General features: G+C 34.4%; 23 protein-coding genes. 6 read left to right on the forward strand and 17 right to left on the reverse strand.

From position 1 onward, the window contains the following. Positions 1-8: 8 nt before the first annotated feature. Positions 9-1,556 carry an SrfA family protein gene (locus ACGH80_RS00540; RefSeq protein WP_296301692.1) on the reverse strand — a complete coding sequence of 516 codons (1,548 nt, stop codon included), beginning with the start codon at positions 1,554-1,556 and terminating at the stop codon, positions 9-11. Between the two features lie 285 nt (positions 1,557-1,841). Continuing rightward, entirely contained in the window at positions 1,842-3,716 is a 1,875-nt protein-coding gene (gss, locus tag ACGH80_RS00545; protein ID WP_085164571.1) for a bifunctional glutathionylspermidine amidase/synthase, read from the reverse strand. 199 nt (positions 3,717-3,915) lie between these two features. Between gss and ybeD the strand changes: the two genes are divergently transcribed. Beyond that, the gene (ybeD, locus tag ACGH80_RS00550) at positions 3,916-4,182 is read left to right on the forward strand and encodes a DUF493 family protein YbeD (RefSeq protein WP_034913328.1); all 267 of its coding nucleotides are present in this window, start codon (positions 3,916-3,918) and stop codon (positions 4,180-4,182) included. Positions 4,183-4,457: 275 nt separating this feature from the next. Here the strand turns inward: ybeD and adk are convergent, their stop codons facing one another. The 11 genes from adk to putP all read right to left on the reverse strand — a co-directional run bounded on the left by adk (position 4,458) and on the right by putP (position 15,546). Then, complete coding sequence (gene adk / locus ACGH80_RS00555) at positions 4,458-5,102, reverse strand: adenylate kinase (RefSeq protein ID WP_034913307.1); 645 nt, start codon at positions 5,100-5,102, stop codon at positions 4,458-4,460. A 37-nt stretch (positions 5,103-5,139) separates the two neighbouring features. Further along, the gene (locus tag ACGH80_RS00560) at positions 5,140-5,391 is read right to left on the reverse strand and encodes a zinc-ribbon domain-containing protein (RefSeq protein ID WP_085164572.1); all 252 of its coding nucleotides are present in this window, start codon (positions 5,389-5,391) and stop codon (positions 5,140-5,142) included. 3 nt (positions 5,392-5,394) lie between these two features. Next, positions 5,395-6,861, reverse strand: a complete 1,467-nt coding sequence (der, locus tag ACGH80_RS00565; RefSeq protein WP_411630379.1) for a ribosome biogenesis GTPase Der — start codon at positions 6,859-6,861, stop codon at positions 5,395-5,397. A gap of 19 nt (positions 6,862-6,880) precedes the next feature. Then, positions 6,881-8,053 (reverse strand): outer membrane protein assembly factor BamB, encoded by a 1,173-nt coding sequence (gene bamB / locus ACGH80_RS00570; RefSeq protein WP_065590195.1) that lies wholly within the window; start codon positions 8,051-8,053, stop codon positions 6,881-6,883. 26 nt (positions 8,054-8,079) lie between these two features. Then, on the reverse strand, positions 8,080-8,838 hold the full coding sequence (locus ACGH80_RS00575; protein WP_296301690.1) for a YfgM family protein: 759 nt from the start codon (positions 8,836-8,838) through the stop codon (positions 8,080-8,082). Between the two features lie 18 nt (positions 8,839-8,856). Beyond that, on the reverse strand, positions 8,857-10,134 hold the full coding sequence (gene hisS, locus ACGH80_RS00580) for a histidine--tRNA ligase (RefSeq protein ID WP_411630380.1): 1,278 nt from the start codon (positions 10,132-10,134) through the stop codon (positions 8,857-8,859). Positions 10,135-10,158: 24 nt separating this feature from the next. Then, the gene (gene ispG, locus ACGH80_RS00585; RefSeq protein ID WP_065590198.1) at positions 10,159-11,268 is read right to left on the reverse strand and encodes a flavodoxin-dependent (E)-4-hydroxy-3-methylbut-2-enyl-diphosphate synthase; all 1,110 of its coding nucleotides are present in this window, start codon (positions 11,266-11,268) and stop codon (positions 10,159-10,161) included. Positions 11,269-11,352: 84 nt separating this feature from the next. After that, entirely contained in the window at positions 11,353-11,796 is a 444-nt protein-coding gene (locus tag ACGH80_RS00590; RefSeq protein WP_081296710.1) for a helix-turn-helix domain-containing protein, read from the reverse strand. Positions 11,797-11,859: 63 nt separating this feature from the next. After that, a complete protein-coding gene (pdxY, locus tag ACGH80_RS00595) occupies positions 11,860-12,726 on the reverse strand; it encodes a pyridoxal kinase PdxY (protein ID WP_296301689.1) in 867 nt (288 codons plus the stop codon). Positions 12,727-12,730: 4 nt separating this feature from the next. After that, the gene (gene tyrS, locus ACGH80_RS00600) at positions 12,731-14,002 is read right to left on the reverse strand and encodes a tyrosine--tRNA ligase (protein WP_411630381.1); all 1,272 of its coding nucleotides are present in this window, start codon (positions 14,000-14,002) and stop codon (positions 12,731-12,733) included. 56 nt (positions 14,003-14,058) lie between these two features. Then, positions 14,059-15,546, reverse strand: coding sequence for a sodium/proline symporter PutP (gene putP / locus ACGH80_RS00605; RefSeq protein WP_176700371.1), 1,488 nt, complete (start codon positions 15,544-15,546; stop codon positions 14,059-14,061). A gap of 265 nt (positions 15,547-15,811) precedes the next feature. On the opposite strand from putP, the gene nth reads away from it, so the two are divergent. Then, entirely contained in the window at positions 15,812-16,450 is a 639-nt protein-coding gene (gene nth, locus ACGH80_RS00610) for an endonuclease III (RefSeq protein WP_065561076.1), read from the forward strand. Positions 16,451-16,456: 6 nt separating this feature from the next. Further along, on the forward strand, positions 16,457-17,002 hold the full coding sequence (gene smrB, locus ACGH80_RS00615; RefSeq protein ID WP_065590202.1) for an endonuclease SmrB: 546 nt from the start codon (positions 16,457-16,459) through the stop codon (positions 17,000-17,002). A gap of 480 nt (positions 17,003-17,482) precedes the next feature. On the opposite strand, the gene cgtA is transcribed toward smrB, so the two are convergent. The 4 genes from cgtA to rplU form a co-directional block, all read right to left on the reverse strand. Further along, positions 17,483-18,649, reverse strand: coding sequence for an Obg family GTPase CgtA (cgtA, locus tag ACGH80_RS00620; protein ID WP_065590203.1), 1,167 nt, complete (start codon positions 18,647-18,649; stop codon positions 17,483-17,485). Further along, on the reverse strand, positions 18,649-19,614 hold the full coding sequence (locus ACGH80_RS00625; protein WP_296301686.1) for a DMT family transporter: 966 nt from the start codon (positions 19,612-19,614) through the stop codon (positions 18,649-18,651). Before ACGH80_RS00625 ends, cgtA begins: the two co-directional genes overlap by 1 nt. Positions 19,615-19,703: 89 nt before the next feature. Beyond that, positions 19,704-19,964 carry a 50S ribosomal protein L27 gene (rpmA, locus tag ACGH80_RS00630; protein ID WP_034915250.1) on the reverse strand — a complete coding sequence of 87 codons (261 nt, stop codon included), beginning with the start codon at positions 19,962-19,964 and terminating at the stop codon, positions 19,704-19,706. A 15-nt stretch (positions 19,965-19,979) separates the two neighbouring features. Next, on the reverse strand, positions 19,980-20,288 hold the full coding sequence (gene rplU / locus ACGH80_RS00635; RefSeq protein ID WP_025314436.1) for a 50S ribosomal protein L21: 309 nt from the start codon (positions 20,286-20,288) through the stop codon (positions 19,980-19,982). Positions 20,289-20,519: 231 nt separating this feature from the next. On the opposite strand from rplU, the gene narX reads away from it, so the two are divergent. The 3 genes from narX to ACGH80_RS00650 all read left to right on the forward strand — a co-directional run bounded on the left by narX (position 20,520) and on the right by ACGH80_RS00650 (position 24,211). Further along, complete coding sequence (gene narX, locus ACGH80_RS00640) at positions 20,520-22,328, forward strand: nitrate/nitrite two-component system sensor histidine kinase NarX (RefSeq protein ID WP_034915255.1); 1,809 nt, start codon at positions 20,520-20,522, stop codon at positions 22,326-22,328. A gap of 2 nt (positions 22,329-22,330) precedes the next feature. Further along, positions 22,331-22,984 (forward strand): two-component system response regulator NarL, encoded by a 654-nt coding sequence (gene narL, locus ACGH80_RS00645; protein WP_065590206.1) that lies wholly within the window; start codon positions 22,331-22,333, stop codon positions 22,982-22,984. Positions 22,985-23,188: 204 nt separating this feature from the next. Then, positions 23,189-24,211 (forward strand): DUF4272 domain-containing protein, encoded by a 1,023-nt coding sequence (locus ACGH80_RS00650; RefSeq protein WP_065590207.1) that lies wholly within the window; start codon positions 23,189-23,191, stop codon positions 24,209-24,211. Positions 24,212-24,369: the final 158 nt, after the last annotated feature.

Genomic DNA, 24,369 nt, shown 5'->3' on the forward strand with positions numbered 1-24,369 from the left:
TACAACCTTTATTGTTTTTTCATTGTTATTGGGAATGAAGTCCCATTATTATAAATTCCCTGACAATTAGCATTATTATTTTTGTCTGGTGTACATTGAATCTTTGGTAATTGATATTTGGTATTGTCACTACAAACAGCCTCAGTGTTACCCGTTATATCTAAATTGGCATTTTTAATGTTTGTACCCACATTACCTGTACATTTGACACCATCACTACGTGTTACAGTGACTTCGCCATTCCCATCATTAAAGTTATAACTTAATTGTAATGGTTTACCAGTGGCTTTATCTTGAATACCACCATTTACAGACCATTGACCATTTAAGAATTTTGTCGATCCTTGTTTAATTGCATCAGCTGGCATAGCTAAATGATTAGTTTGATCAACAGCTGAATTAGAATCTGATTTATTATCTTTATCCGATGGCGAAGATGTCTGCTCAGCGCTATCTTTATCTTGTTTATCTTGCTCGCTTTGATCATTTTGGATATTTGCATCATCTTTTTTATCAGGATCTAAAGGGGTAGATTTGTCATCTTTATCATCCGTTTTTGTTGCATCTTGCTCGCTTTTATTATCTTTAGCATCAGGATCTGGAATATTATTACTATCATTTCCATTGTCTGTAGGTAAAGAATGATCAACTGAATCACCAGCCACGTTGCTATTGGTAGGAATATTATTTGCATTATCTAAAATCGTACCATTTGGTATAGCATTATTAGTGACACCTAATCGATTATCAACAACAACATCTTTTGGCTCTGGATCTTTTCTATCTTGTTTTTCATCTTTTTCTGGTTGGCTAATATTACTACTATCTAAAGATACATTTGGACTAATCGATATTTGAGGTTTTAGCCAACAGCCGCGTAATAAAAACAATGCTAACAAAAGTAACAATAAAGGTAATAACCCTAACAACCATACCCACCAACGTTTCCACCATGGTCTATTATTAATTTGTGGAGTAACTACTTCTGTGATTGTTGGCGTTACTTTTTTTGCAGGCTCTAAACAATAGAATGGAGAATTTACTTGAGGCGTTTGTGGATAAACAAACCCCCAAAAAGTAATCACTGGTTTACCATTAACAATATAAACAAATTGATTACTAGGAAAGCGTATTGCCATCAAGTTAGGTTCTAGACTTTGTGAATTGTGTTTTGGATCATAAATAAGGCGGCTGAACAATAGCTGATCGCCTTTAATATTTGGGTTACTAGCTAGTTGCTCACCTAGAGCCACAACTTTTCGCTCAAATTCCTTTAAAAGCTCAAGAGCTGATTCTTGTTCGGATTCACTAGCTGATGTCCAAGGGACTATATCATATTGCCCATCTGGTTGATTTGAATCAAAAGGAATATACCAATCAATAATATTACCTTGGTCATTGCGTTGAGGAATGGCTAAATAATCGGCAAATTGTTTGCCTAATTTAACTCTAAACGTTTCCCGAATTTGAGCTGCGACTAAATAAGCAGCTTTTCCATCATGCCCAAGCATTTTGAAATCTTTAATATCACCACTTCGAAGTAATGTATTTGCCATATATTTCTTTTCATTCCTTTATATCATTTTTATTTCTTATAATTTCTTTTTAAAATTATGACAAGTTTAACAGAAAACGCCATTATTGTAATTGATATCATCATGGATATTCTGAATTTTAAACATATCTTTTAATAGATTATGTCATAAATGGCAGAATTAATACAGATTATAAAAAATTAAATAATCAATTGAATTATAATAACTTTAATCATAATTGCGATACCATTGATGAGCTTAACTTTTATACTAAAACATATACTTTCCTGAAAGTTTTTTACAAAATTATTTTAAGAACTCATCATCTGTTAATACTCGTAATGGTTGCATATCGCTTTCACCTTTTATAACTAAAGAAGGATCGGAGCGTAAGCAAGTCCCACCATAATGACCACCAACAGTAAAAGTACATAACTGTAGATAACGATCTTCGACTTTCGGTAAGCACCATAGTTCTTGATAAATATTTTCTTGTTTAGCAAATCGACCTACTGTTTTATCAAGGATCTGTTCTTGATTATTCACTAATTGAATATCACTACCACGGCGTCCAGCTATTGGTTTTATTGCATAACCTTTTTTAATTAGGCTTTCATTGAGTTCAAATGTAGACTCTAATAGGTAACGATGATTAGGAAATAAAGACCATAATACGGGTAAAATAGCTTTATTACTTGGAATAACCGTCCACAGTGGTTCGAAAACAGAGACTTCCGGTCGCAAAAGCACATCGAGCAATCTAACTGAATTTTCAGGATGCCATGTACGAATTGGTAACCCTGCAATTTGTGCCTCGCTTTCTTCTCGAAGTTGCTCTAATACCGTTTCCCAAGCCCATGTCTTCCAAACACAAGTTACTTGGCGATCTTCATCATCAACAAGTCGACCACGTTTATCCCATCTTAGTCCAGTAAGCCCTCGTAAAATTTTGCTATTAAATCCCGCTTGAGTAAGTGCTGTTTGCATAAATAATGCATGATAATTTTCTTCACTATCATTATCTTGCATAATATGAACAAAAGATTGAGCATCACTATGCTTCCAACAGTTAGCTAAAGAATTAAGCAAACCACTACTAGGATTGGTTCCTATATTCAGTCCAGCTTGAATAGCCCATTTTTGCAAAATATGACCTGCCTCAGTATGGCAAGAAGCAGAATCAGCATTATATTCATAGACTTTAAAGCCTCGTTCATCCATACAAAAATCTAACCGCCCAGTAATCATTTGGTAACGGCGCTGCTGCCATGAAAGTCTTAATCTTGGCCATAATATTTCTGGGATATTAAAATTAAGTAATAAATTATCGTCCTTTAATACTTTATCTGTGGCATGCAAATACATTAAATGTAATTCATTGGTTGCGCGAATAAGCTCTTGTTCGGCACTTTCAGAAATAGTGAAATAGCGATAGTGATCATCATGACTAATAGCATGACCTGTCGCTGAAACATACGCACTTTCTAATGGATCTGATTCATTTAACCAATTTTTATCAAATTGACCTTGGTTTTCAATATGCGCGCTATGAATTTCAAGTAACGGTTTAGGAATTTTAGGTTGCGGTAAACTATATTCAGTCTTGTCAGTTTGAATCATCCACCCTAAGATTTTCGTATCATCAAACGTGTCATGTAGTTGGTAACCGTCACTGGTCACTGTCATTTTAAGTTCACGAGTCCATTGCTGCCCAATTGGTAAACGCTTATGTATGACATTTTGTTCTGCTATCCGTACTTTATCTTTAAATACTTCAGTAATGATAGCCACATGACCTGTACGGTCAAAAAAACCACCATCATCCCAAACAAGTAACGCACCAGCCTCGGGCTTTTTTTTGCTTCCGTTTGCAAAAGCTTGCAAAGGTAAAATCGCTTCATTAACAACTTTCCTTAGAAAACGTAGTGAAAAAATTTCATGCGCCATACCAACATCTGTAAAAACAATACCATAGTTTAAAAATAAAAATCGCCTTGCAAATTCAACGCATTGCCATTTATATCCCATATATTCATAACCAGAATAGCTACGAAAAGATGCATCATTAGGGTATTGTTTTTGATCTAAAGTTTCATAATCAGATGAATAAATGGCAACGCCACCTGGCGCATACCCTAATAATGTACCAAAAGGTTCTTTATTATTGGACTTAGATGACATGTTATTTTAGCCTTATTAGTAAATAGCAAGATACGTTAATTACACTATGTTATAATTTTCTATCATAGATCAAAATATATACTTTAAAAAGCAATGTTTATTATTCGTTACTTGAAGAATAGTAAACTGCCTATATATAGTGTTTATTCTTGGTAGTCGTAACGATACATCGAACCAAATAAACGAGAAAAATAAAATTATGCAAAAAACTAAATTAAATGAGTTATTAGAGTTTCCATGCTCTTTTACCTATAAAGTAATGGGAGAAGCAAAACCAGAGCTTGTAGACAAAGTGGTATCAGTGATTCAACGCCATGCTCCTGGCGATTATACGCCATCAATCAAACCTAGTAGTAAAGGTAATTATCATTCTGTATCAATTACCATTAATGCAACGCATATCGATCAAGTCGAAAATCTTTATAAAGAATTAGGCGAAATCGATATTGTAAGAATGGTTTTATAGTGTTTTACTTTTGCTAAAAATTGAAAGTCTTATCGGTATAGATAAGGCTTTCTGCTATACGATAAAAAATTAAATAAAATCAATACTCTACCTGAATGATTTTTAGTGAATATTCATCTTTATTACAACAAAAGAATTAATTAGAAAATATTATAGAATCAATGTATTTTATTAAGATATTCAAATTAGTATTGTATAAGCAGTGACATAAATTCATTCAAGATGATAAAGCGCAAGATAGTGTTAACTGCCTTGCGCTTTTAATAAAAAACAAATTATCCTAAAATTTTCACTAATTCTTTTGTTACTTCAGTTACAGCTTGCGTTCCATCAATACGGAAATATTGTGTCCGCCCTTCTTTGGCTTCATGCTGATAATAACTAATTAGTGGTTTAGTCAAATCGTGATATTCAACAAGGCGTTTACGAACGATTTCTTCGTTATCATCTTTGCGAATAGTAAGTGGTTCACCAGTCACATCATCAACATTTTCAACCTTTGGTGGATTATGGCGAATGTGATAAACACGACCTGAAGGAGCATGAATTCGTCGCCCACTCATACGATCAATAATCACTGCGTCTGGTACATCAAATTCAAGCACATAGTCAACATTTATGCCAGCTGTTTTCATTGCATCTGCTTGTGGAACCGTGCGAGGGAAGCCATCTAGCAAAAAGCCATTAGCACAATCGCTTTGTGCAATACGTTCTTTAACTAATGCAATAACGAGTTCATCGGTAACTAGCTTACCGGCATCCATTAACTCCTTAGCTTGTAAACCAAGTGGACTACCAGCTTTTACTGCTGCTCGCAACATATCACCAGTTGAAATTTGAGGAATACCATATTTTTGCATAATAAATTGTGCTTGTGTTCCCTTTCCTGCTCCTGGTGCTCCTAATAAAATAATTCGCATAAAATAACCTCTTATGGCTTTAATATAAATAAAGCTTCTATTCTGGTAAATAATGAAATATCACCTTACTGCTGGATATCAAACCATCAGTTGGGCAAATATAGTTAACCGCTCCACAACCTTTGATCATTTGAGCTTTTTGCAAACAAGTCGGGCAAATATACTGTTCAAGATAATGTTGCTTACAATGAGGACAATTAAAATTCTGTGGCGAAACAACACTCATTTTATGATGACAATTTGGACAAAGGCCTTCTTTCCCTGAATCATTCATTAATTTTCCTGACATAAATTAGTTTCGCCCTCTTACATGCTTCATTAATCGACGACGTTTACGTTGCTGTGATGCAGTTAAAGTATTTTTTCTACCTTCGAATGGGTTAGCCCCTTCTTTAAACTGAATTCGAATTGGTGACCCCATAATTTTTAGTGATCGTCTAAAATAGTTCATCAAATAACGTTTATAAGAATCTGGTAGATCTTCTACTTGGTTACCATGAATCACAACAATTGGTGGATTATAACCACCAGCATGTGCATATTTCAGTTTAACACGTCGTCCTCGAACTAAAGGCGGCTGATGGTCATCTTGTGCCATTTGCATAATCTTGGTTAATAATGCGGTGTTAACACGACGTGTTGCACAATCATATGCTTCTTGAATCGAATCAAATAAGTTACCAACACCACTACCATGCAACGCAGAAATAAAGTGCACACGAGCAAAATCAATAAAATCTAATCTATCATCTAATGTCGTTTTAACTTGCTCTTTGATATCTTGTGATAAACCATCCCATTTATTAACGGCTATTACAAGTGAGCGCCCACTATTAATAATAAAACCAAGTAATGATAAGTCTTGATCGGATACACCTTCTCTGGCATCAATAACTAAAATAACTACATTAGCATCTTCAATTGCTTGTAACGTTTTAATAACTGAAAATTTTTCAACTGTTTCAGTAACTTTTCCTCGTTTACGTACACCAGCCGTATCAATTAGGATATACTCACGTTCATCTCGATTCATTGGTATATAGATACTGTCTCGAGTTGTCCCAGGCATATCATATACAACAACTCGCTCTTCACCTAAAATTCGATTAGTTAGTGTTGACTTACCAACATTTGGTCGGCCAACAATAGCAACTTTAATAGGTTGATTGATTAATGATTCTGTTTCATCAACAAAATCATCACATAATTCAGTTAGATCATCTAATTGTTGATTATCATCCGAGTTATTATCTTCGTTATTATCGAACTGGAAAATAGGATCTAATACAGTTTCAATTAATGAACTTACGCCACGACCGTGACTAGCTGCAATTGGATGAATTTCTCCCAATCCTAAACCATAAAAATCAGAAATCGCAGTATCGACATCAATACCATCAATTTTATTGGCTACTAAAAAAGTAGCTTTATCGCGAGAACGGAGATGTTTTGCAATAGCATGATCAGCTGGCATTGCACCAGCTCTAGCATCAACCAAGAAAAGAACAATATCAGCTTCTTCTATTGCTTGTAGGGATTGTTCAGCCATAAAGCTTTCAACCCCATCTTCTGTTCCATCAATACCACCAGTATCAATCAAGATATATTCATGGCCCTTGATCTCAGCTCTTCCATATTTACGATCACGAGTTAATCCAGAAAAGTCAGCCACTAAGGCATCTCGAGTTCGTGTTAACCGATTAAATAGAGTCGACTTTCCAACATTTGGACGACCAACAAGCGCTACAACAGGTACCATGTTTCTTCTCTAGATTACTTTAATTCTTTGTAAAGGCGTAAATATCACCATTTTTAGCTTGGACAATTAACTTATTGCTTACAACTAATGGTTTAGATATTAATCCGCTACTACTCACTTGTGTTTTAGCAACAAGTTCACCGTTTTCAGCATTTAACCAATATAGGTAACCTTCAAAATCACCAAACACGACATAATTTTGGTAGATGACAGGATCAGTTAACAAACGATGAGTAAAGTTTGACTGAGTCCAAAGTTCTCCGCCACCACTCTTAGCGATGGCCCGAACATTGTCATCCTGATCAATAACAAACAATCTATCGGTATCAACAGCAAAGCTATGAATAGATCCAAGTACTTTACGCCAAACAGTTTGACCATTACTTAAATCAAGCGCAACAACACTACCATTATAACCAACAGAATAGACTAAATTACCTTCAACTACCGGAGTAGAATCAACATCATTTAATTTTGCTATTTCTGTAGAGCCTGATGGCTGTGAAATGCGTTGTTGCCAAATTAATTGGCCATCATTAATATAGTAAGCATTTACTCGACCATTATCATCACCAACGATTGCTGCACCATGAGCGATAGTGGGTGTAGAGTTACCTCTTATTGATAATGTTGGAACTTCGAAGGAAACATCCCACAAATAATCACCAGTGTCACGATTAATACCTTGAAGAACACCATTAGCAGTATGAATTATTAATTTGTTATCAGAAGATACCGGGCGGGCAAGTACTTCCCCTTTCACTGCTTTTTCCCAAACAACTCTACCGTTGAGACGATCTAACGCATAGACAATGGCACGTTCACTACCTACATAGACATATTTATCATCAGCACTTACACCACCTGAAAATAGTGCAGTTTTACTACTGAAAAGTGTACTTTTAGATAAATTGACATCCCATATAGTATTACCGCTTGATAAATCAATTGCCTTAACTTGTCCACTACGACTCGCTACATAGATAGCATTATCATAATTAATCGGACCTAATAATGAATAAATATGAGTATTACCAGCAGTACTATTTTTCCATACTTGTTGAATAGAAAATTGATTATCTACTTTCGGTGACGGTGCAATTTGTACAATCTCATCTTCTTTACCGAATAAAGAACACCCAGCTAGTGAAAAAACAAAAACACCAACAAAAAGATATTTTGATAACTTCATTGTATAGACCCTTATAGCAGGATAAATTAATTTTTACTTTCTTCAGATGCAGCTTGTTTCGCTTTAGCTTCTTGCTCTGCTTTTTCTTTGGCTGCTTGAGCCTCTTTTTCTGCCTTTTCTTTAGTAGCTAAAACTTCTTGTTCAACTTCTTGTTTTGCTTTTAAATATTCAGCTTGGTTCAACTTCATTTTAATACTTTCTTCTAAATCTTTAGTTGGTGAAGAAGTCAAAGCAACATTATAAGCACTCACTGCGTCAGCATAACGAGTCATTTTAACAAGCACATCACCTCGGAGATCATTAACTACGGCACCCCAACTTTCATTAGTTACATTACCTAAAGATGTTAGGCTTTCTTGATATTGACCTTGTTGATACTGTAAGCGTGCTATACGAATATTGGTAATCGCTTTAACAGGCTCTGAATCCGCTTTCTTTAATGCATCAACTAACAAGGCTTGTGCCTCAGGATAATCTTTTAATACCTCAACATAAAATTTTGCTGCACGCAAATTAGCAAACACGCTATAAATAGTATCGTTGTTTTTAGCAAAAGATACTAATTCATTAACAGAATCTGGTTTATTATCATCTAATTGAGCAATTAATTGTTCATACTTATCTGATGATGCTATCGCCTTTTCAACTTTATATGATTGCCAATAACGCCAGCCATAAAAGGCCAATAATCCAATCACAATAATGGCAACCATAATTTTCCATGTTTTAGCAAAAAAACCTTTTATCTCTTCAATTTGTTCTTCACTGGATAACTGATGACTCACGTTTTTCTCCTATTTCCTTTACTTAATAGACAAACAAGTTTGGACAATATCTGCTTGTGCCACTTCAACTTGTTCGCCTGTTTGTAAATTTTTAATCATTACTGTCTGATTAGCTAATTCATTTTCACCAATAATAACTGCTATCTTAGCACCTAATTTATCTGCTTTGGTAAATTGTTTCTTAAAATTACTGCTACCATAATTTGTCATGATTCGCCAATCAGGTAGACCATCACGCAATTGCTCTGCAACACTTTGAGCAACTGAAATGGTTTTTTCATCACCAGAGGTGATCATATAAATATCAATCGAATTATCACCATTAAATGATGGATTAACCGCTTGAACTAATAATACTAAACGTTCAACTCCCATTGCAAAACCAACTGCTGGTGTTGGTTTTCCTCCAAGTTGGCCTACAAGACCATCATATCGTCCACCACCGCAAACGGTTCCCTGTGCCCCTAGGCTGTTAGTTACCCATTCAAAAACTGTTCGATTATAGTAATCCAAACCGCGTACTAATCTTTGATTAATATTATATTCTATCCCAGCACTATCCAATAGTCGGCATAAGCTTTCGAAGTGAATTTTGGACTCCTCATCTAAATAATCAAACAATTTTGGAGCTTGATTCAGCAGCTCTTGAACAACTAGATTTTTTGAATCAAGTATGCGCAACGGATTAGTATACATTCTACGTAAACAATCTTCATCCAATTTATCTTTATATTGTTCAAGAAAAGTAACTAATGCATTTCGATAGTTGACCCTAGCCTCAAGCGAACCAATTGAATTAAGTTCAAGAGAAGTATGCTGTTCGATACCAAGTGCTCTCCAAAAACGAGCCGTTAATAAAATCAGCTCGGCGTCAATATTGGGCCCTTCAAGTCCAAAGACTTCAACACCAAATTGATGAAATTGACGATAACGCCCTTTTTGTGGTTTTTCGTAACGAAATGCCGGTCCTAAATACCAAAGGCGTTGTTCTTGATTATAAAAAAGTCCGTGCTCAATTCCTGCACGAACACAACCTGCAGTAATTTCTGGGCGTAAAGTAATGCTTTCATCATTTCGATCATTGAAAGTATACATCTCTTTTTCAACAATATCGGTGATTTCTCCGACCGCTCGCTTAAATAGTGCGGTATCTTCAACAATAGGCGTTCTAATTTCGTTGTAGCCATAACTGTTTAGTACACCTTTAACGATTTTTTCAATCTGTTGCCAACTTGCACTATCTGTTGGGAGTAAATCGTTCATCCCTCGTATAGATTGGATCTTTTTCTCTGTCATTTATTTATTCACTATCTAATAAAATTATAATTCAGTTGCTGCAATTCTGTTTTTCAATATTAATGCTTTAGCACGAATTCTAGCTTCTAACTCATCAATCATTTGTTCATTATCAATACGACCAATACGTACACCATCTTCATAAAAACCACTTTTGTTATGACCGCCAGCAACTCCCATAGTTGAAGCTAATGCCTCCCCAGGACCGTTAACCACACAACCAATAATTGATACATCCATCGGTGTAATAATATCTTCTAATCGCTGTTCTAATGTATTGACTGTATTAATCACATCAAACTCTTGGCGAGAACAGGTTGGACAGGCAATAAAATTAATGCCACGAGACCGTATACGCAGCGATTTTAAAATATCAAATCCAACTTTCACTTCTTCTGTAGGATCAGCAGCTAAGGAAACTCGAAGTGTATCGCCAATGCCTTCTGATAGCAATAACCCCAATCCAATGGCCGATTTAATAGCACCACTTCGAACACCACCTGCTTCAGTTATACCTAGATGTAATGGCTGCTTTATTTGTTTAGCTAGCAATCGATAAGCATCAACGGCAGTAAACACATCAGATGCTTTTACACTGACTTTAAACTGCTCAAAATTAAGTCGATCAAGTATATCGACATGGCGCATCGCTGATTCAACTATCGCTTTTGGTGTAGGTTCACCATACTTTTCTTGAATATCTTTTTCTAGAGAACCAGAATTAACACCGATTCGTATCGGAATATTTTTATCTTTAGCACAATCAACAACAGCTCGAATTCTTGATTCATTACCTATGTTGCCAGGATTGATTCTTAAGCAATCAACGCCATATTCAGCAACTTTTAATGCAATACGATAATCAAAATGAATATCAGCAATGAGTGGAACTTTTGCCTGCTGCTTAATAAATTTAAAAGCTTCAGCTGCATCCATTGTAGGTATAGAAACACGCACAATATCTACACCAACACGTTCAAGTGCTTGAATTTGGGCTACTGTTTTTTCTACATCTGTGGTTCGAGTATTTGTCATTGATTGAACTGCAATCGGAGCTCCACTACCAATAGGAACATTGCCGACATAAATTCGGGTAGATTCTCGTCTAACAATTGGTGAATCTTGATGACTCATACATACTTAACCATTTTACAAAATAACTAGTAATGATCTTAACAAGATTTAAGACAAATGTCTGTATGAGAATAAGAAAATTTGCTAACTATTAACACGAGTAGCTGAGGCTGGAGAAATATAATGACTTACTTCAATAAGATTACTTTTATTATCTTTATTGGCATAATATAAAATTACACCAAGCGCACAAAGAATTATAAATATTCCCCAAAAAATAAAAGGAGCTTTTCTAGTTCTTTTTGTTTTAAATGCTTGCGTTTGAACTTTCTTTTGTTGAGACTTAGATTGTTTAGTTAATTCATCGAAATACGGTTGATAGTGTTCTGATGATAAGCCAACAATTTCGGCATAAGAACGAATATAACCTTTTACAAAAACAAGTGGGGCGTGAGGTAATTGGTCATTTTCGATATCAACAATTACTGTCTTTCGCACATGAATTTTATTGGCAATATCATCTTGAGTTAAACCCATTTGTTCTCGTAAATCAACGAGCATCACTCCTAATGAAATATTATCCATCATACCCTCATTTAATACTAATCGTTAGCTAATTTAATCTTTACAAACAGTTACATATTTTTACAATTAATCAATTTTATTTGCATTAAACCATTGTGCTGGTTTTTCAATTTCATTTTGAGCTGCAACTAATTGTAATTCATATTCATCTTGTTTTAAGGTTTCAAGCATAACCGCATACACGGCCGAAGTAGTATGTTCTAAAGCTTCAACCAATGATTTCCCAAGTAAAACATTAGCTAAAAAAAGTCCACTTGTCATATCACCAACACCAACGGGTTGTCTTACACCAAAGTCAACTAGTGGTCGGTCAATATGCCATGCTTCTTCGCTAGTTACAAGCAACATTTCAAAGCGATCAAGTTTATATCCAGCTCTGCTTAAATGTTTAACTAAAATCGCTTTAGGCCCTTTTTTACATAACTCTCGACAAGCTAAAATTGCTTCATCAACATTATTAATACGTTGTTTTCCATTAAGCTCTTCAAGTTCCAAAATATTGGGTGCCATCATATCAGCCATAGGCAATGCTGTATTGCATAAAAACTCAGAAACACCTGGTGCAACAAAACATCCTTTTTCAGGATGTCCCATTACAGGATCGCAAAAGTAAATAGCATTAGGATTAACAGCTTTTACTTTTTTAACTATTTCAATAATTGCATTACCTTGTTCAGGTAATCCCATATAACCACTTAATACTGCATCACACCGTTTCAATTCATCAATTTCATTAATTCCATCAGCAATTTCGCTTAAATGCGATGCAGACATTACCGTTCCAGTCCATTGTCGATATTGAGTATGATTAGAAAATTGTACGGTGTTTAAAGGCCAAACATTTACGCCTATTCGACGCATAGGAAATACAGCCGCACTATTCCCTGCATGACCAAATACAACATGTGACTGAATCGATAAAATATTTCTCATGAAATTAACTCCAAATTAACAAACAGTAATATTTTTTACCACGACGAAGTAAAGTATAACGATTATATAGTTTATCGCTATCAGTAAAATGATAATCAGTTGTAGTGTTACGTTCACCATTAACAGAAATAGCATTAGATTCAATCATCGTTCTAGCTTGTCCTCTTGATGGTGCAAATTCCGCATTAACAATTGCTTGTTGTAAATCAACATTTTCCTCAACAGCTAATGTTGGCATACCATCTTGAGCTAATTGTTCAAAATCAGCTTCAGACAAGTCAGTTAATTTACCAGAGAATAGACTTTCTGTAATACGTTTTGCTGCGATCAATCCTTCTTCACCATGAACTAAGCGTGTAACTTGCTCAGCAAGTACATATTGAGCTCGTGGTGCAACACCACTATTTTTATCTTCCTCTTCCAATGCATCAATTTCACTTAGAGGCATAAATGTGAAGAATTTTAAGAATCGATAAACATCAGCATCAGCAGTATTTATCCAGAATTGATAGAATTTATAAGGACTTGTCTTCTTAGGGTCTAACCATACGGCACCACTTTCAGTTTTACCAAATTTGGTCCCATCGGATTTAGTGATTAACGGTACAGTCAAACCATAAACTTGTTTTTGATGTAAACGACGGGTTAAATCAATACCTGCAGTAATATTACCCCACTGATCAGATCCACCAATTTGTAAAACAACATCATGTGATTTATTCAAACAAGCAAAATCATAAGATTGTAACAAGCTATAAGAAAATTCAGTAAATGAAATACCCACCTCATCACGATCTATACGTTGTTTTACTGATTCTTTATTAATCATCGCATTAACTGAAAAATACTTACCAACATCACGTAAAAATGTCAGTACATTCATGCCACTAAACCAATCATAGTTATTAGCCACAATCGCTGAATTTTCACCACAATTAAAATCTAAAAATGGTGACACTTGTTGTTTGATCTTTTCACTCCACTCAATAACTGTTTCCTCAGTATTAAGTTTTCGTTCAACAGCTTTAAAACTTGGATCGCCAATTAATCCAGTTGCTCCCCCTACAAGCGCAACAGGTTTATGACCAGCTAACTGAAAACGTTTTAAACAAAGTAATGGAACTAAATGACCGAGATGCAAACTATCTGCTGTTGGATCAAAACCACAATAAAGCGCAATAGGATTTTGTTCAATTTGTTCTACTAGTGCTTTTTCATCAGTAAGCTGAGCAATCAGTCCACGTTCTTGTAGTTGTTTGATCACATTTTTTGTCATGATATTTTACCTATTAAATTTATTACATTTATATTCTAGTTTAAATAAAATTTATTCTAATTTATTTTGTTGTGATAACGTTTATACGCTTGTTTAAAATGATCTGCTACTATTTCGTTTGGCTTTTTATCAAAAAGACTAAAAATAATAATTGCTATAGAAGCAAATAAAAATCCAGGGATAAGTGAATACAAATTAAACCAATTAAAATTAATCCATAGCAACACAGTTACAGTACCAGTTATCATTCCAGCTAGTGCTCCATTACGTGTCATACGCGACCAAAAAACAGAAAATACGATTATAGGACCAAACGCCGCACCAAATCCAGCCCAAGCATGACTCACTAAATCAAGTACACTATTATTTGGATTAATAGCTAATAAAATAGCAATAACTGAAACTAATAGCACCATTATACGACCAACCCAAACCAGTTCCTTCTGTTTTGCTTTTGGTCTAAAAAACGCACGATAAAAATCTTCCGTTAGAGCACTTGAACAAACTAATAATTGACAACTTAATGTGCTCATGACCGCTGCTAAAATAGCGGCCAACAAAATACCAGCAATCCAAGGATTAAAAAGTAATTTCGACAATTCGATAAAAATACGTTCATGTTTACCATCGTTAATCAAGTAAGATAAATCTGGATTATGAGCAAAAAAGGCGATACCAAAGAAACCAACCGTGATTGCGCCAGCTAAACATAACATCATCCATGTCATACTAATCCGTCGAGCGTTTTTCATTACTTCATGTGAATCAGCAGCCATAAATCTGGCTAAAATATGAGGTTGCCCAAAATATCCAAGCCCCCAACCTAATAATGAAATAATGGCAATAAAATCCATATGAGCAAATAAATTGGTATAATCTGAATTGAGCGATTCAATATATATCAATGCATCAGAAAGCCCACCAGCATTTACCATAACCATAATTGGCGTTAGAATAAGTGCAAACATCATTAAACTAGCTTGAATAGTATCAGTCCAGCTTACTGCTAAAAAACCACCGATAAACGTATAGGCAATTGTTGCACCTGCACCCGCTAACATCGCCCAACCATAGCTCATACCAAATGTACTCTCGAATAACTTTGCGCCCGCAACTACACCAGAAGCACAATAAATAGTAAAAAATATTAGAATAATGACAGCTGAAATAATGCGTAGAAGTGAGCTTTTATCATCAAATCGACGAGCGAAATAATCGGGTAAAGTTAATGAATTATGATTGATTTCAGTAAAGACTCGTAATCGTCCTGCAATGAGTAGCCAATTTAAATAAGCACCAATAATCAATCCGATTGCAATCCAACTTTGTGAAATACCAAACAAAAAAACAGCACCAGGTAATCCCATTAATAGCCAACCACTCATATCTGATGCGCCAGCTGAAAGCGCAGTCACAACACTACCGATACGACGCCCACCTAAAATATAATCACCAAAATTTTGCGTTGAACGAAATGCAAAAAAACCTATGGCAATCATACCTAAAATGTATACAGCAAAGGTGACAATCATTGGTAAGGGCATATCTTTAAAAAACCTTATTTGATAAAATTAAGAAATAGTGGGCTAGCTTATCATAAAATGACTATGCTAAAAAGTCAGTGAGTATAAATGTGAATATACAAATAACAAAAAACTAAGCAACACTAAAAATAAAAATGTTTTACAATTATTAATCAGTATGTTTCATCGTTCCCATCTATATTAAAAAAACTAAAGGCAACTTACAGATAAACAGTAAATAAAAGTATATAATATGCATCTTACTATTTTTTAATAAAATTATTTTGTGAAACAATCAACCCGAATTCAAATTTTAGAAAGATTAAAAGATCATATTAAAGATCCAACAACAGAACTAGTGTATGAAACACCTTTTGAACTATTAATCGCAGTAGTACTTTCTGCTCAAGCGACTGACGTTAGTGTAAACAAAGCCACAAAACCACTATTTGCTATTGCAAATACTGCTGAACAAATTTTGGCTCTTGGTATTGAGAAATTAAAAAGCTATATCCGCACCATTGGCCTTTATAACAGTAAAGCTGATAACATTATAAAAACATGTCAAATTTTAGTAGATAAATATCAGGGTGAAGTCCCTGAAAGTTTTGATGCACTAATTGAATTACCGGGTGTTGGTCGTAAAACGGCAAATGTTGTGTTAAACACCGCTTTCGGTTGGCCTACCATTGCAGTTGATACACACATATTTAGAGTAAGCAACCGTACAGGTTTTGCACCAGGTAAAACGGTAGAGGTTGTTGAAGAAAAATTACTGAAAGTCGTACCTAAAGAATATAAAATAAATTGTCACCACTGGCTAATATTACATGGCCGTTATACCTGTATTGCTAGAAAGCCTAGATGTGGATCCTGTGTTATAGAAGATTTGTGCGAATTTAAAGAAAAAATTTACCCAGAGTAGAAATCAATGCCAAATAAATTTAATTTAGACCAAGATGATATAAACTTGTTTAAAAATAGTATTGGTAACATCACCAAAAAACTAAAACAAGATACTGTCGTTCATAAACCACAAAAACGTTCACAAAAAGCAATAGAAACCCAAAAACAGCAATATGAAAAAATTAATGCTGAATTTTATTTTTCTGATGATTATCAGCCGCTATTGCAAGAAGACCCAATTCGCTATAGCCGAGAAAATGCAGATCCCTACGAAGTAAAAAAATTGCGCCGTGGATTTTATGAACCAGAATTCTTTTTGGATCTACATGGGTTAACTCAACAAGAGGCTAAAAAAGAAATTGCCGCTCTTATCGCAGCATGTTTACATGAAAGAGCTCATTGTGCTTGTATCATGTATGGACATGGGAAAAACATCTTAAAAAAACAAACACCCATGTGGCTAGCTCAACATCCTCATGTTATCTGTTTTCATCAAGCGCCTAAAGAATTTGGTGGCAACGCAGCACTTCTCATTTTATTTGATATCGAGAACAAACTAATAAATAGTTAGCTTTTGAAAACTTAACTATCTAGATAATCATAAAAATAATTTTTTACTCTTCTTCCGTCAATTTTCATCTAAACCTTTGTGATGACATTAGCATGTAGATAAAAAACAAAAAATAAAATAACGTTAACTAAAGAATAATGTTTAAAAAATAGTTGTTAATAACATAAAACAAAAAAACCAGCTTAGCGATAACGTCAAGCTGGTAAACATTGGAAGCAATGTGAGCAATGTCATACTTTTTCAAAAGCCTCTAAAGCTCTAACAAAGTACGAATTAATGATAATGATTATCATTAACAAAATCAAGCATTTTTTTATTTTTCTAAGCTAAATAAAAATAAACGCTTTATTCACTAATTTCATAATAAGAGGATTGATATTTAACAATATAAAAAATAAGCAGAATATTCCTATTCTGCTTTTTATAAAAAATTATACGCAATGGCTAATTTAGGCGAAATAAAATAGAGTATAATACTTATTATTTTTGATAAATAAATTCAACACCTTCTTCATCGCTTTCGTCCCAGTCATCAAAATCATCGTCATCATCAAAAGCCTCATCCATTGCTTGTTGATGGTAATCATCCCACATAAATTCCACTTTTTCAGGTGATGACTCTTCTTGTTCGGCTTCACGTGGATGCGCATTGATATATTCCATTAAGTCCCAACATAAGGCCTTTATACCTTCTTGATTAATGGCTGAAATAATATAATATTTATCTTGCCAATCAAGTGCCCTAGCTATTTCAGCTGCACGTTTAGCGCTCTCTTCAGGACCTAATACATCCATTTTATTAAATACCAACCAACGTGGTTTATTAGCTAATTTTTCACTATATTGTTGAACCTCTTTGATTATTACTTTAGCATTTTCTATCGGATCTGATTCATCTACTGGTGCCATATCGATCAAATGAACTAAAACACGACAACGTTCAAGATGTTTTAAGAAACGAATACCAAGTCCTGCACCGTCTGATGCCCCCTCTATTAAACCAGGAATATCAGCAACAACAAAACTTTGTTCATTATCCATTCTTACTACACCTAAACTAGGCACTAAGGTAGTAAATGGGTAATCTGCAACTTTCGGTTTAGCTGCTGAAACTGAGCGAATAAAAGTTGATTTACCAGCATTAGGCAAGCCCAACATCCCCACATCAGCAAGTAATAATAATTCTAATAATACATCGCGCTTTTCACCTGGAGTACCATCAGTTTTTTGTCTTGGCGCACGATTTACCGATGATTTAAAACGCGCATTTCCAAGCCCATGAAAACCGCCCTTGGCAACCAATACTTTTTGTTGGTGATGCGTTAAATCACCAATAATTTCACCTGTATATTTGTCGGTAATTCGTGTTCCCACAGGCACTTTAACGGTAATATCTCGACCACGCTTACCCGTACAATCAGAACCTTGTCCATTTTGGCCACGCTCAGCGCGGTAATTTTTTTCAAACTGAAAATCAACTAATGTATTTAAATTCTCATCAGCAATAAAAAAGACATCACCACCATCACCACCGTCGCCACCATCAGGACCACCTTTAGGTATATACTTTTCTCGGCGAAAACCGACACAACCATTTCCACCATCTCCAGCTTCAACACGGATTGATGCTTCATCAACAAATTTCATTATTCTTCCCCTTTATTGCGGTTAATTAGCCAGCCTTTCCTTGGATGCCAAATATAATGTCCAATGGTCGCAAACATAGCACCCGCAACAACAGATACTGCACCAATATAACCTAAAATATTTAAATATTGCATAGCAAACTTTTCAGGCCAAATTAAAGCAAACAAATCTGAAAAGATGAGCGAAAATAATGGCGTTAAAGTTGTTATTGCACTCACTTGTGCTGCTTGCCAGCGCTCCATAGCCATCACTAACGCACCATAAGCAATAATAGTATTTAAACCACAAAATATGATAGCAAACAGTTGAGTTGCATCAGCATTTATAATTTTACTTGACGACGTAAAAGGCAACAAAAAAACAGTACAAATAAGGTAAATTAACCAAAGTAACTGTTCTGCACGTAATTTCTGTAATAGTACTTTTTGAGCAAGCGCATAGCAAGCCCATGATACCGAAGCCAGTAAACCAAGCCAAACACCAATACCATACGAAGCCATATTAGAAAACAGATCTACAATATTTTTATTAAAAAATAACGCAAGCCCAACTAATAATACTAAAATACCAATAATTTGAGTCGGCCTGAGTCGCTCTCTAAAAATAAAAGCACTTGAAATCATAAAAATCACAATGCCAGTTTGCCCGACAACCTGAGCGGTTGTAGCTGAAAGATACTGAACTGCACTAGCAAACAGTGCAAAATTACCCAACAACCCAAAACCTGCAATCATCAATAAAACAAAACGACGATGTTTTCTGAACATCATTAAATTAGGAAATTGCTTTTTGTAAGCCAACCAAATAGTAATACCAAGAGCTGAAATAGCCAATCTCGACCAAGCTAATGTCAATGGATCAACAACCACTAGCGCATATTTCATTGCAATTGGCACAATGCCCCACATCACTGCGGTTAACATGGCAAGTGCAAAACCTAATTTAACATTTTGCTGCTTTATCATATCACCATCAATTTTATATTAACTTCAAGAAATGAAAAAAGCCCCACAATAATTGTGAGGCTTCCAAAACTTTTTGAACCGTTTATGAATTAACTGTTAGCAACTACACTAACATAACGACGATTCTTAGGTCCTTTAACTTCAAACTTTACTTGTCCATCAATTAAGGCAAATAGGGTATGATCACGACCACAACCTACATTAGTGCCTGGGTGGAATTGAGTTCCACGTTGACGAACTAAAATGTTACCAGCAAGAACTTCTTGACTACCATAACGTTTAACACCTAAACGTTTACTTTGGGAATCACGACCATTACGTGATGAACCACCAGCCTTCTTATGTGCCATTGTTCGATACTCCTATTAAGCGATTGCAGTGATCTTCACATCAGTGAACCACTGACGGTGACCTTGTTGTTTACGATAGTGTTTACGACGACGGAATTTAACAATTTTCACTTTATCGCCACGACCGTGTTCAACAATTTCTGCTTTAATTGTTGCACCTTCAACAAACGGAGCACCAACTTTGATGTCTTCACCATTTGCTACCATTAAAACTTTATCGAAAACAACTTCTGCACCTGTTTCGACTTCAATTTTTTCCAAGCGAACGACTTGTCCTTCGCTAACTCGGTGTTGTTTACCACCACTTTGGAAAACTGCGTACATACTTAACTCCGCAATAAAAAGCAGACGATTACTTGATTAAACATATATGTCTGCGTGATTAATCTTATAGGGCGTGAATTTTACGCAAATTTTATTCTTGTTGCAAGCGCTGTTTAACAAAAGATCGCAAAAAGTTACAAAAAAGATCAGATAGATACTCTTTTCAAGCTACAATAACCATAAATTACTATTTAGCTAAAATAAAATTACAAAATAATATTGAGTGTTTATATGTCGAAAATAAAAATTCGCCCCACCGAATCAATTATTAATCGTTTAACACTATTACTGTTCTGTTTAGGTGCTATTGCTTTAATCGCTTTATCGTTTTCAATCCAGGTAGCCAATGATACAAAAGGTGGGGCATATATGGTTAATCAATTAGGTTTACTAAGAATGAAGAACTACCAAATACTAACAATGGTTCCACTCAATAAGAAAGATTATGATAATTTAAATATTTTTATTAATATTTCTTCATCACAAAAACATTTAACGCTTTTAAAACGCTACAATTTAATTAATGAATTTAATCAGTTAGAAACTGATTGGAATACTCGACTTATTACTAAAATACAGCAAGCACAAAAAATCGATGAAATAAGAATTGATATTGAAAGCTATGTTGCTCGTATCAACCATTTGGTAGATAAGATTGATCAAAAAACCGAAAACAAAATTTATTATATTTCTCAATTACAACAATTATTTATTGTTATTATCGTAATTTTTTTAGCTGTTCAAATTTATTACTTACGTTACTACCTTCTTGCACCATGGCAAAAATTAGTTAGTATGGCTGAAGCAATTTCTAGCCACAATTTTAAAGCGCGTTTTAATATTAAAAGCAGAAAGAATGAATTTGATCTTTTAGGGCTAGCTTTTAACAAAATGTCCGAGCAAATTGAATCACAATATTTATTGTTAGAAAAACAAGTTGCAGAAAAAACAGCTAAATTACAACAAACCAATAAAATTGTTTCATTTCAATATCAAACAATTAAGCAACTACATACTTCAGAGCCATTGTGTGAACGTTTTCTAAAAATACTACACAAATTAGAAGATTTAGTACCATTAACTCAATTTAAAATCCGTTTTTATGAATCAAATGATCCTGAGCATTATCAACAAATCAGTTACGATAATGAGCAAAAATTACCTTATTGCCAAAATTCTAAATGCAAAGCTTGTTTAATCTCATCAAAATCTTATCAAAAAAATAACTTTCAACGCCATTGGCACCTTCAAGAAAACGGGGAAAAATATGGGATATTATTTGCTTTGCAGCCAAAAAATATCATATTAACCAATGAACAAGAAAACTTAATTGTGGGAGTTATCGAGCAAATGACTACTGCAATGAAGCTCGATAGACAAATTGAACAACAAAAACAATATTTATTAATAAAAGAACGCTCAGCAATGGCCAGAGAGCTGCATGATTCCATTGCTCAATCTCTATCTTGTTTAAAAATACACCTCAGCTGCTTACAAATGCAATCAGATTTAACATCACAAAGCAGTATTGATTTATTGGCAACAATGCGTAAAGAAGTCAATATAACCTACTCTCAACTAAGAGAACTAATTACCTCTTTTCGCTTACGCCTTAACCAAACGGGTTTTTATGCAAATTTAATGGAATTAATTGAGGAATTTAATCAAAAATTACAATTCAATATTCAGTTTGAATATTTATTGCCGCTGAATATTATCAATAGTAAATATGCATTTCATTTATTACAAATTATTCGTGAAGGACTAAATAACATATATAAACATGCTAAAGCCACACAGGTTATTGTCAGTTTAAAAATTGATGATCATCAAATTATTTCTGTCTGTATTGAGGATAATGGCATTGGTTTACAAAACAATATTAAACAGGATAATAGTTATGGTCTAATCATTATGCGTGATAGAGTTGAAATACTAAATGGTAATTTAACAATAAACAGTCCTCCCCACAAAGGGACACAAATTATGATAGCATTTAAGGTTAATAAAACCATTTCATTCAAAGCAATAGAAGAGTAAAAATGGAACAAATAAATTGCTCAATACTTCTTATTGATGATCATCCAATGTTAAGAAATGGCGTAAAACAGCTGATAAATACAGTCAACCATTTTGACATTGTGGGAGAAACTGGCTCTGGAATAGAAGGCGTTAAATTAGCCGAAGAGCTTGATCCTGATATTATTCTACTCGATATCAATATGCAAGATGTTAATGGATTAGAAATATTACGCTACTTGCGTGAAAAAAAAATATCGAGTCGCATTATTATGTTTACAGTATCAGATGCAAAAGAAGATATAATCACCGCACTAAAAACAGGTGCTGATGGCTATTTATTAAAAGATATGGAGCCTGAAGATTTTCTAAAATCACTACAAGAAATCTCGATTGGAAAGCTAATTATGGATAATGCTATTTCACATATTATCCTCAATTATATGCGTAATAACGAACAACTAACTACAAAACAGATGCATGATGTCAGTTTATTGACACCAAGAGAAAATGAAATTTTTAATTTATTAGTACAAGGACTACCAAATAAGCTAATTGCAAAAGATTTAGGTATCGTTGAAAGCACAGTCAAAGTACATATCAAAAGTATATTCAAAAAACTTAATTTTAAATCAAGAATGGAAATGACAGTATGGTATTTACAAAGTAAGGAATAAACGTATACATTGAAAAATAAAATATATATTGTTCAGCGATGCACCAGATAAAATCATTTATTCAACAGAATAACAAACATCACAAAACGGAGTATAGCATTTAAAAAATATAGAAAACTACCATGATCTATTATAGAATTAGATTAAAAAACAGCCACTATTTATAATAATAAAAATACCAAATCTAAACTAGGAATATTTGAAATGCCAATATTGATAAATGCTTATTCTACAGTCACTCATCCACCAGCCATTAATTTTCCCTGCGAGCGTCTATACCATCGCGGATTGGATGATTCTGAGTTGACGAAACACCTTGATGGTTTTATCGGTTATGTCATGCAAGCAGGAGATGGGCAGATGAATTCACGCCGTTATGCTTTGTATCGCCATATCCAACGAGTTAAACATCAATTTACCTTTGAGATTGAAGAAGATAATTTCAATGAATTTACCACTTGGGGCTGGCAGGCGAATGCAATTATATTTATGCCTGATGGAACTATTCGGAATCCTGACGGAGATGTATTACAAGATCCTGATGGTAACATTGATTTAGATGTAATCGTCCCTTATCCACTAGAAGCATTAAAGCGAAAAACAAAAACTGAACAGTATTTAGCCAAATTGGGGTTGCATACACCTACACATTTACCACCGGTTATTGCCGAATCGGAAGTAATACTTAGAACACCTGACGAAGTAGCTAAACGAGCCTTAGCAATAATGTTAACAGGTATTCAGGCTGAAAGTTTTAGAGAAAATGATCCAATTAATCCGATGGAATTTAAAGAACGTTGTCCAATGGGGTTTGAGGCTTTATCAAATAATGAGCGTGACTTTATTTATAGCGGGCAGCCGACAGAGCAAGATGTGATAGATATGTCTTGGAAATACGAAGCATTATTACCTTTACAATGGGCTATCAATTGGCAATCTGAGCTCCCTTTTGCTGATACTATCTGCGATGTTTCATCGTTAGTTGACCAAGGAATGCAACATAGTGGACAAGATTTTTCAACCGTGGCCTTAAGACCAGTTAGTGAATTGTTGGATGCTTTAGATTTACACTACCGCTTACATTGGATAACCACAGATTTTCGAATGAAAGATAAGCAACCTCCCGCATCGATTATAAGTGATGTTATTCAAGAGCGTCATTATGCTTTAAATTGGTTAACCAATTTTGAAAATGCTGATTGGGATGATGTCGATACACCAACCTAATATTTTCATCTTCTCATTTGTTGACATCATATTTAATATGGTGTCAAAGATCTAAATATTAACCATAATATCAAAGCTAATAAATAGTTTAAACTTTCGTTTTCTATCTTTTTAAATCGCTAAATATTTGCTGATTATGTCACATCACCATAAAAAGA

It is taken from the genome of Gilliamella sp. BG1 (assembly GCF_046635625.1).
Taxonomy (GTDB): Bacteria; Pseudomonadota; Gammaproteobacteria; order Enterobacterales; family Orbaceae; genus Gilliamella; species Gilliamella bombi.

Coding starts and splice junctions, on each gene's coding strand:
- ACGH80_RS00540 (WP_296301692.1), bottom strand. CDS start 1,556: ATGGCAAATACATTACTTCGAAGTGGTGATATTAAAGATTTCAAAATG.
- ACGH80_RS00590 (WP_081296710.1), bottom strand. CDS start 11,796: ATGATGGATAATATTTCATTAGGAGTGATGCTCGTTGATTTACGAGAA.
- rpmA (WP_034915250.1), bottom strand. CDS start 19,964: ATGGCACATAAGAAGGCTGGTGGTTCATCACGTAATGGTCGTGATTCC.
- ACGH80_RS00625 (WP_296301686.1), bottom strand. CDS start 19,614: ATGATAAAGCAGCAAAATGTTAAATTAGGTTTTGCACTTGCCATGTTA.
- ACGH80_RS00650 (WP_065590207.1), top strand. CDS start 23,189: ATGCCAATATTGATAAATGCTTATTCTACAGTCACTCATCCACCAGCC.
- narL (WP_065590206.1), top strand. CDS start 22,331: ATGGAACAAATAAATTGCTCAATACTTCTTATTGATGATCATCCAATG.
- pdxY (WP_296301689.1), bottom strand. CDS start 12,726: ATGAGAAATATTTTATCGATTCAGTCACATGTTGTATTTGGTCATGCA.
- hisS (WP_411630380.1), bottom strand. CDS start 10,134: ATGACAGAGAAAAAGATCCAATCTATACGAGGGATGAACGATTTACTC.
- smrB (WP_065590202.1), top strand. CDS start 16,457: ATGCCAAATAAATTTAATTTAGACCAAGATGATATAAACTTGTTTAAA.
- ybeD (WP_034913328.1), top strand. CDS start 3,916: ATGCAAAAAACTAAATTAAATGAGTTATTAGAGTTTCCATGCTCTTTT.
- narX (WP_034915255.1), top strand. CDS start 20,520: ATGTCGAAAATAAAAATTCGCCCCACCGAATCAATTATTAATCGTTTA.
- ispG (WP_065590198.1), bottom strand. CDS start 11,268: ATGAGTCATCAAGATTCACCAATTGTTAGACGAGAATCTACCCGAATT.
- cgtA (WP_065590203.1), bottom strand. CDS start 18,649: ATGAAATTTGTTGATGAAGCATCAATCCGTGTTGAAGCTGGAGATGGT.
- adk (WP_034913307.1), bottom strand. CDS start 5,102: ATGCGAATTATTTTATTAGGAGCACCAGGAGCAGGAAAGGGAACACAA.
- bamB (WP_065590195.1), bottom strand. CDS start 8,053: ATGAAGTTATCAAAATATCTTTTTGTTGGTGTTTTTGTTTTTTCACTA.
- ACGH80_RS00560 (WP_085164572.1), bottom strand. CDS start 5,391: ATGTCAGGAAAATTAATGAATGATTCAGGGAAAGAAGGCCTTTGTCCA.
- der (WP_411630379.1), bottom strand. CDS start 6,861: ATGGTACCTGTTGTAGCGCTTGTTGGTCGTCCAAATGTTGGAAAGTCG.
- rplU (WP_025314436.1), bottom strand. CDS start 20,288: ATGTACGCAGTTTTCCAAAGTGGTGGTAAACAACACCGAGTTAGCGAA.
- tyrS (WP_411630381.1), bottom strand. CDS start 14,002: ATGACAAAAAATGTGATCAAACAACTACAAGAACGTGGACTGATTGCT.
- gss (WP_085164571.1), bottom strand. CDS start 3,716: ATGTCATCTAAGTCCAATAATAAAGAACCTTTTGGTACATTATTAGGG.
- putP (WP_176700371.1), bottom strand. CDS start 15,546: ATGCCCTTACCAATGATTGTCACCTTTGCTGTATACATTTTAGGTATG.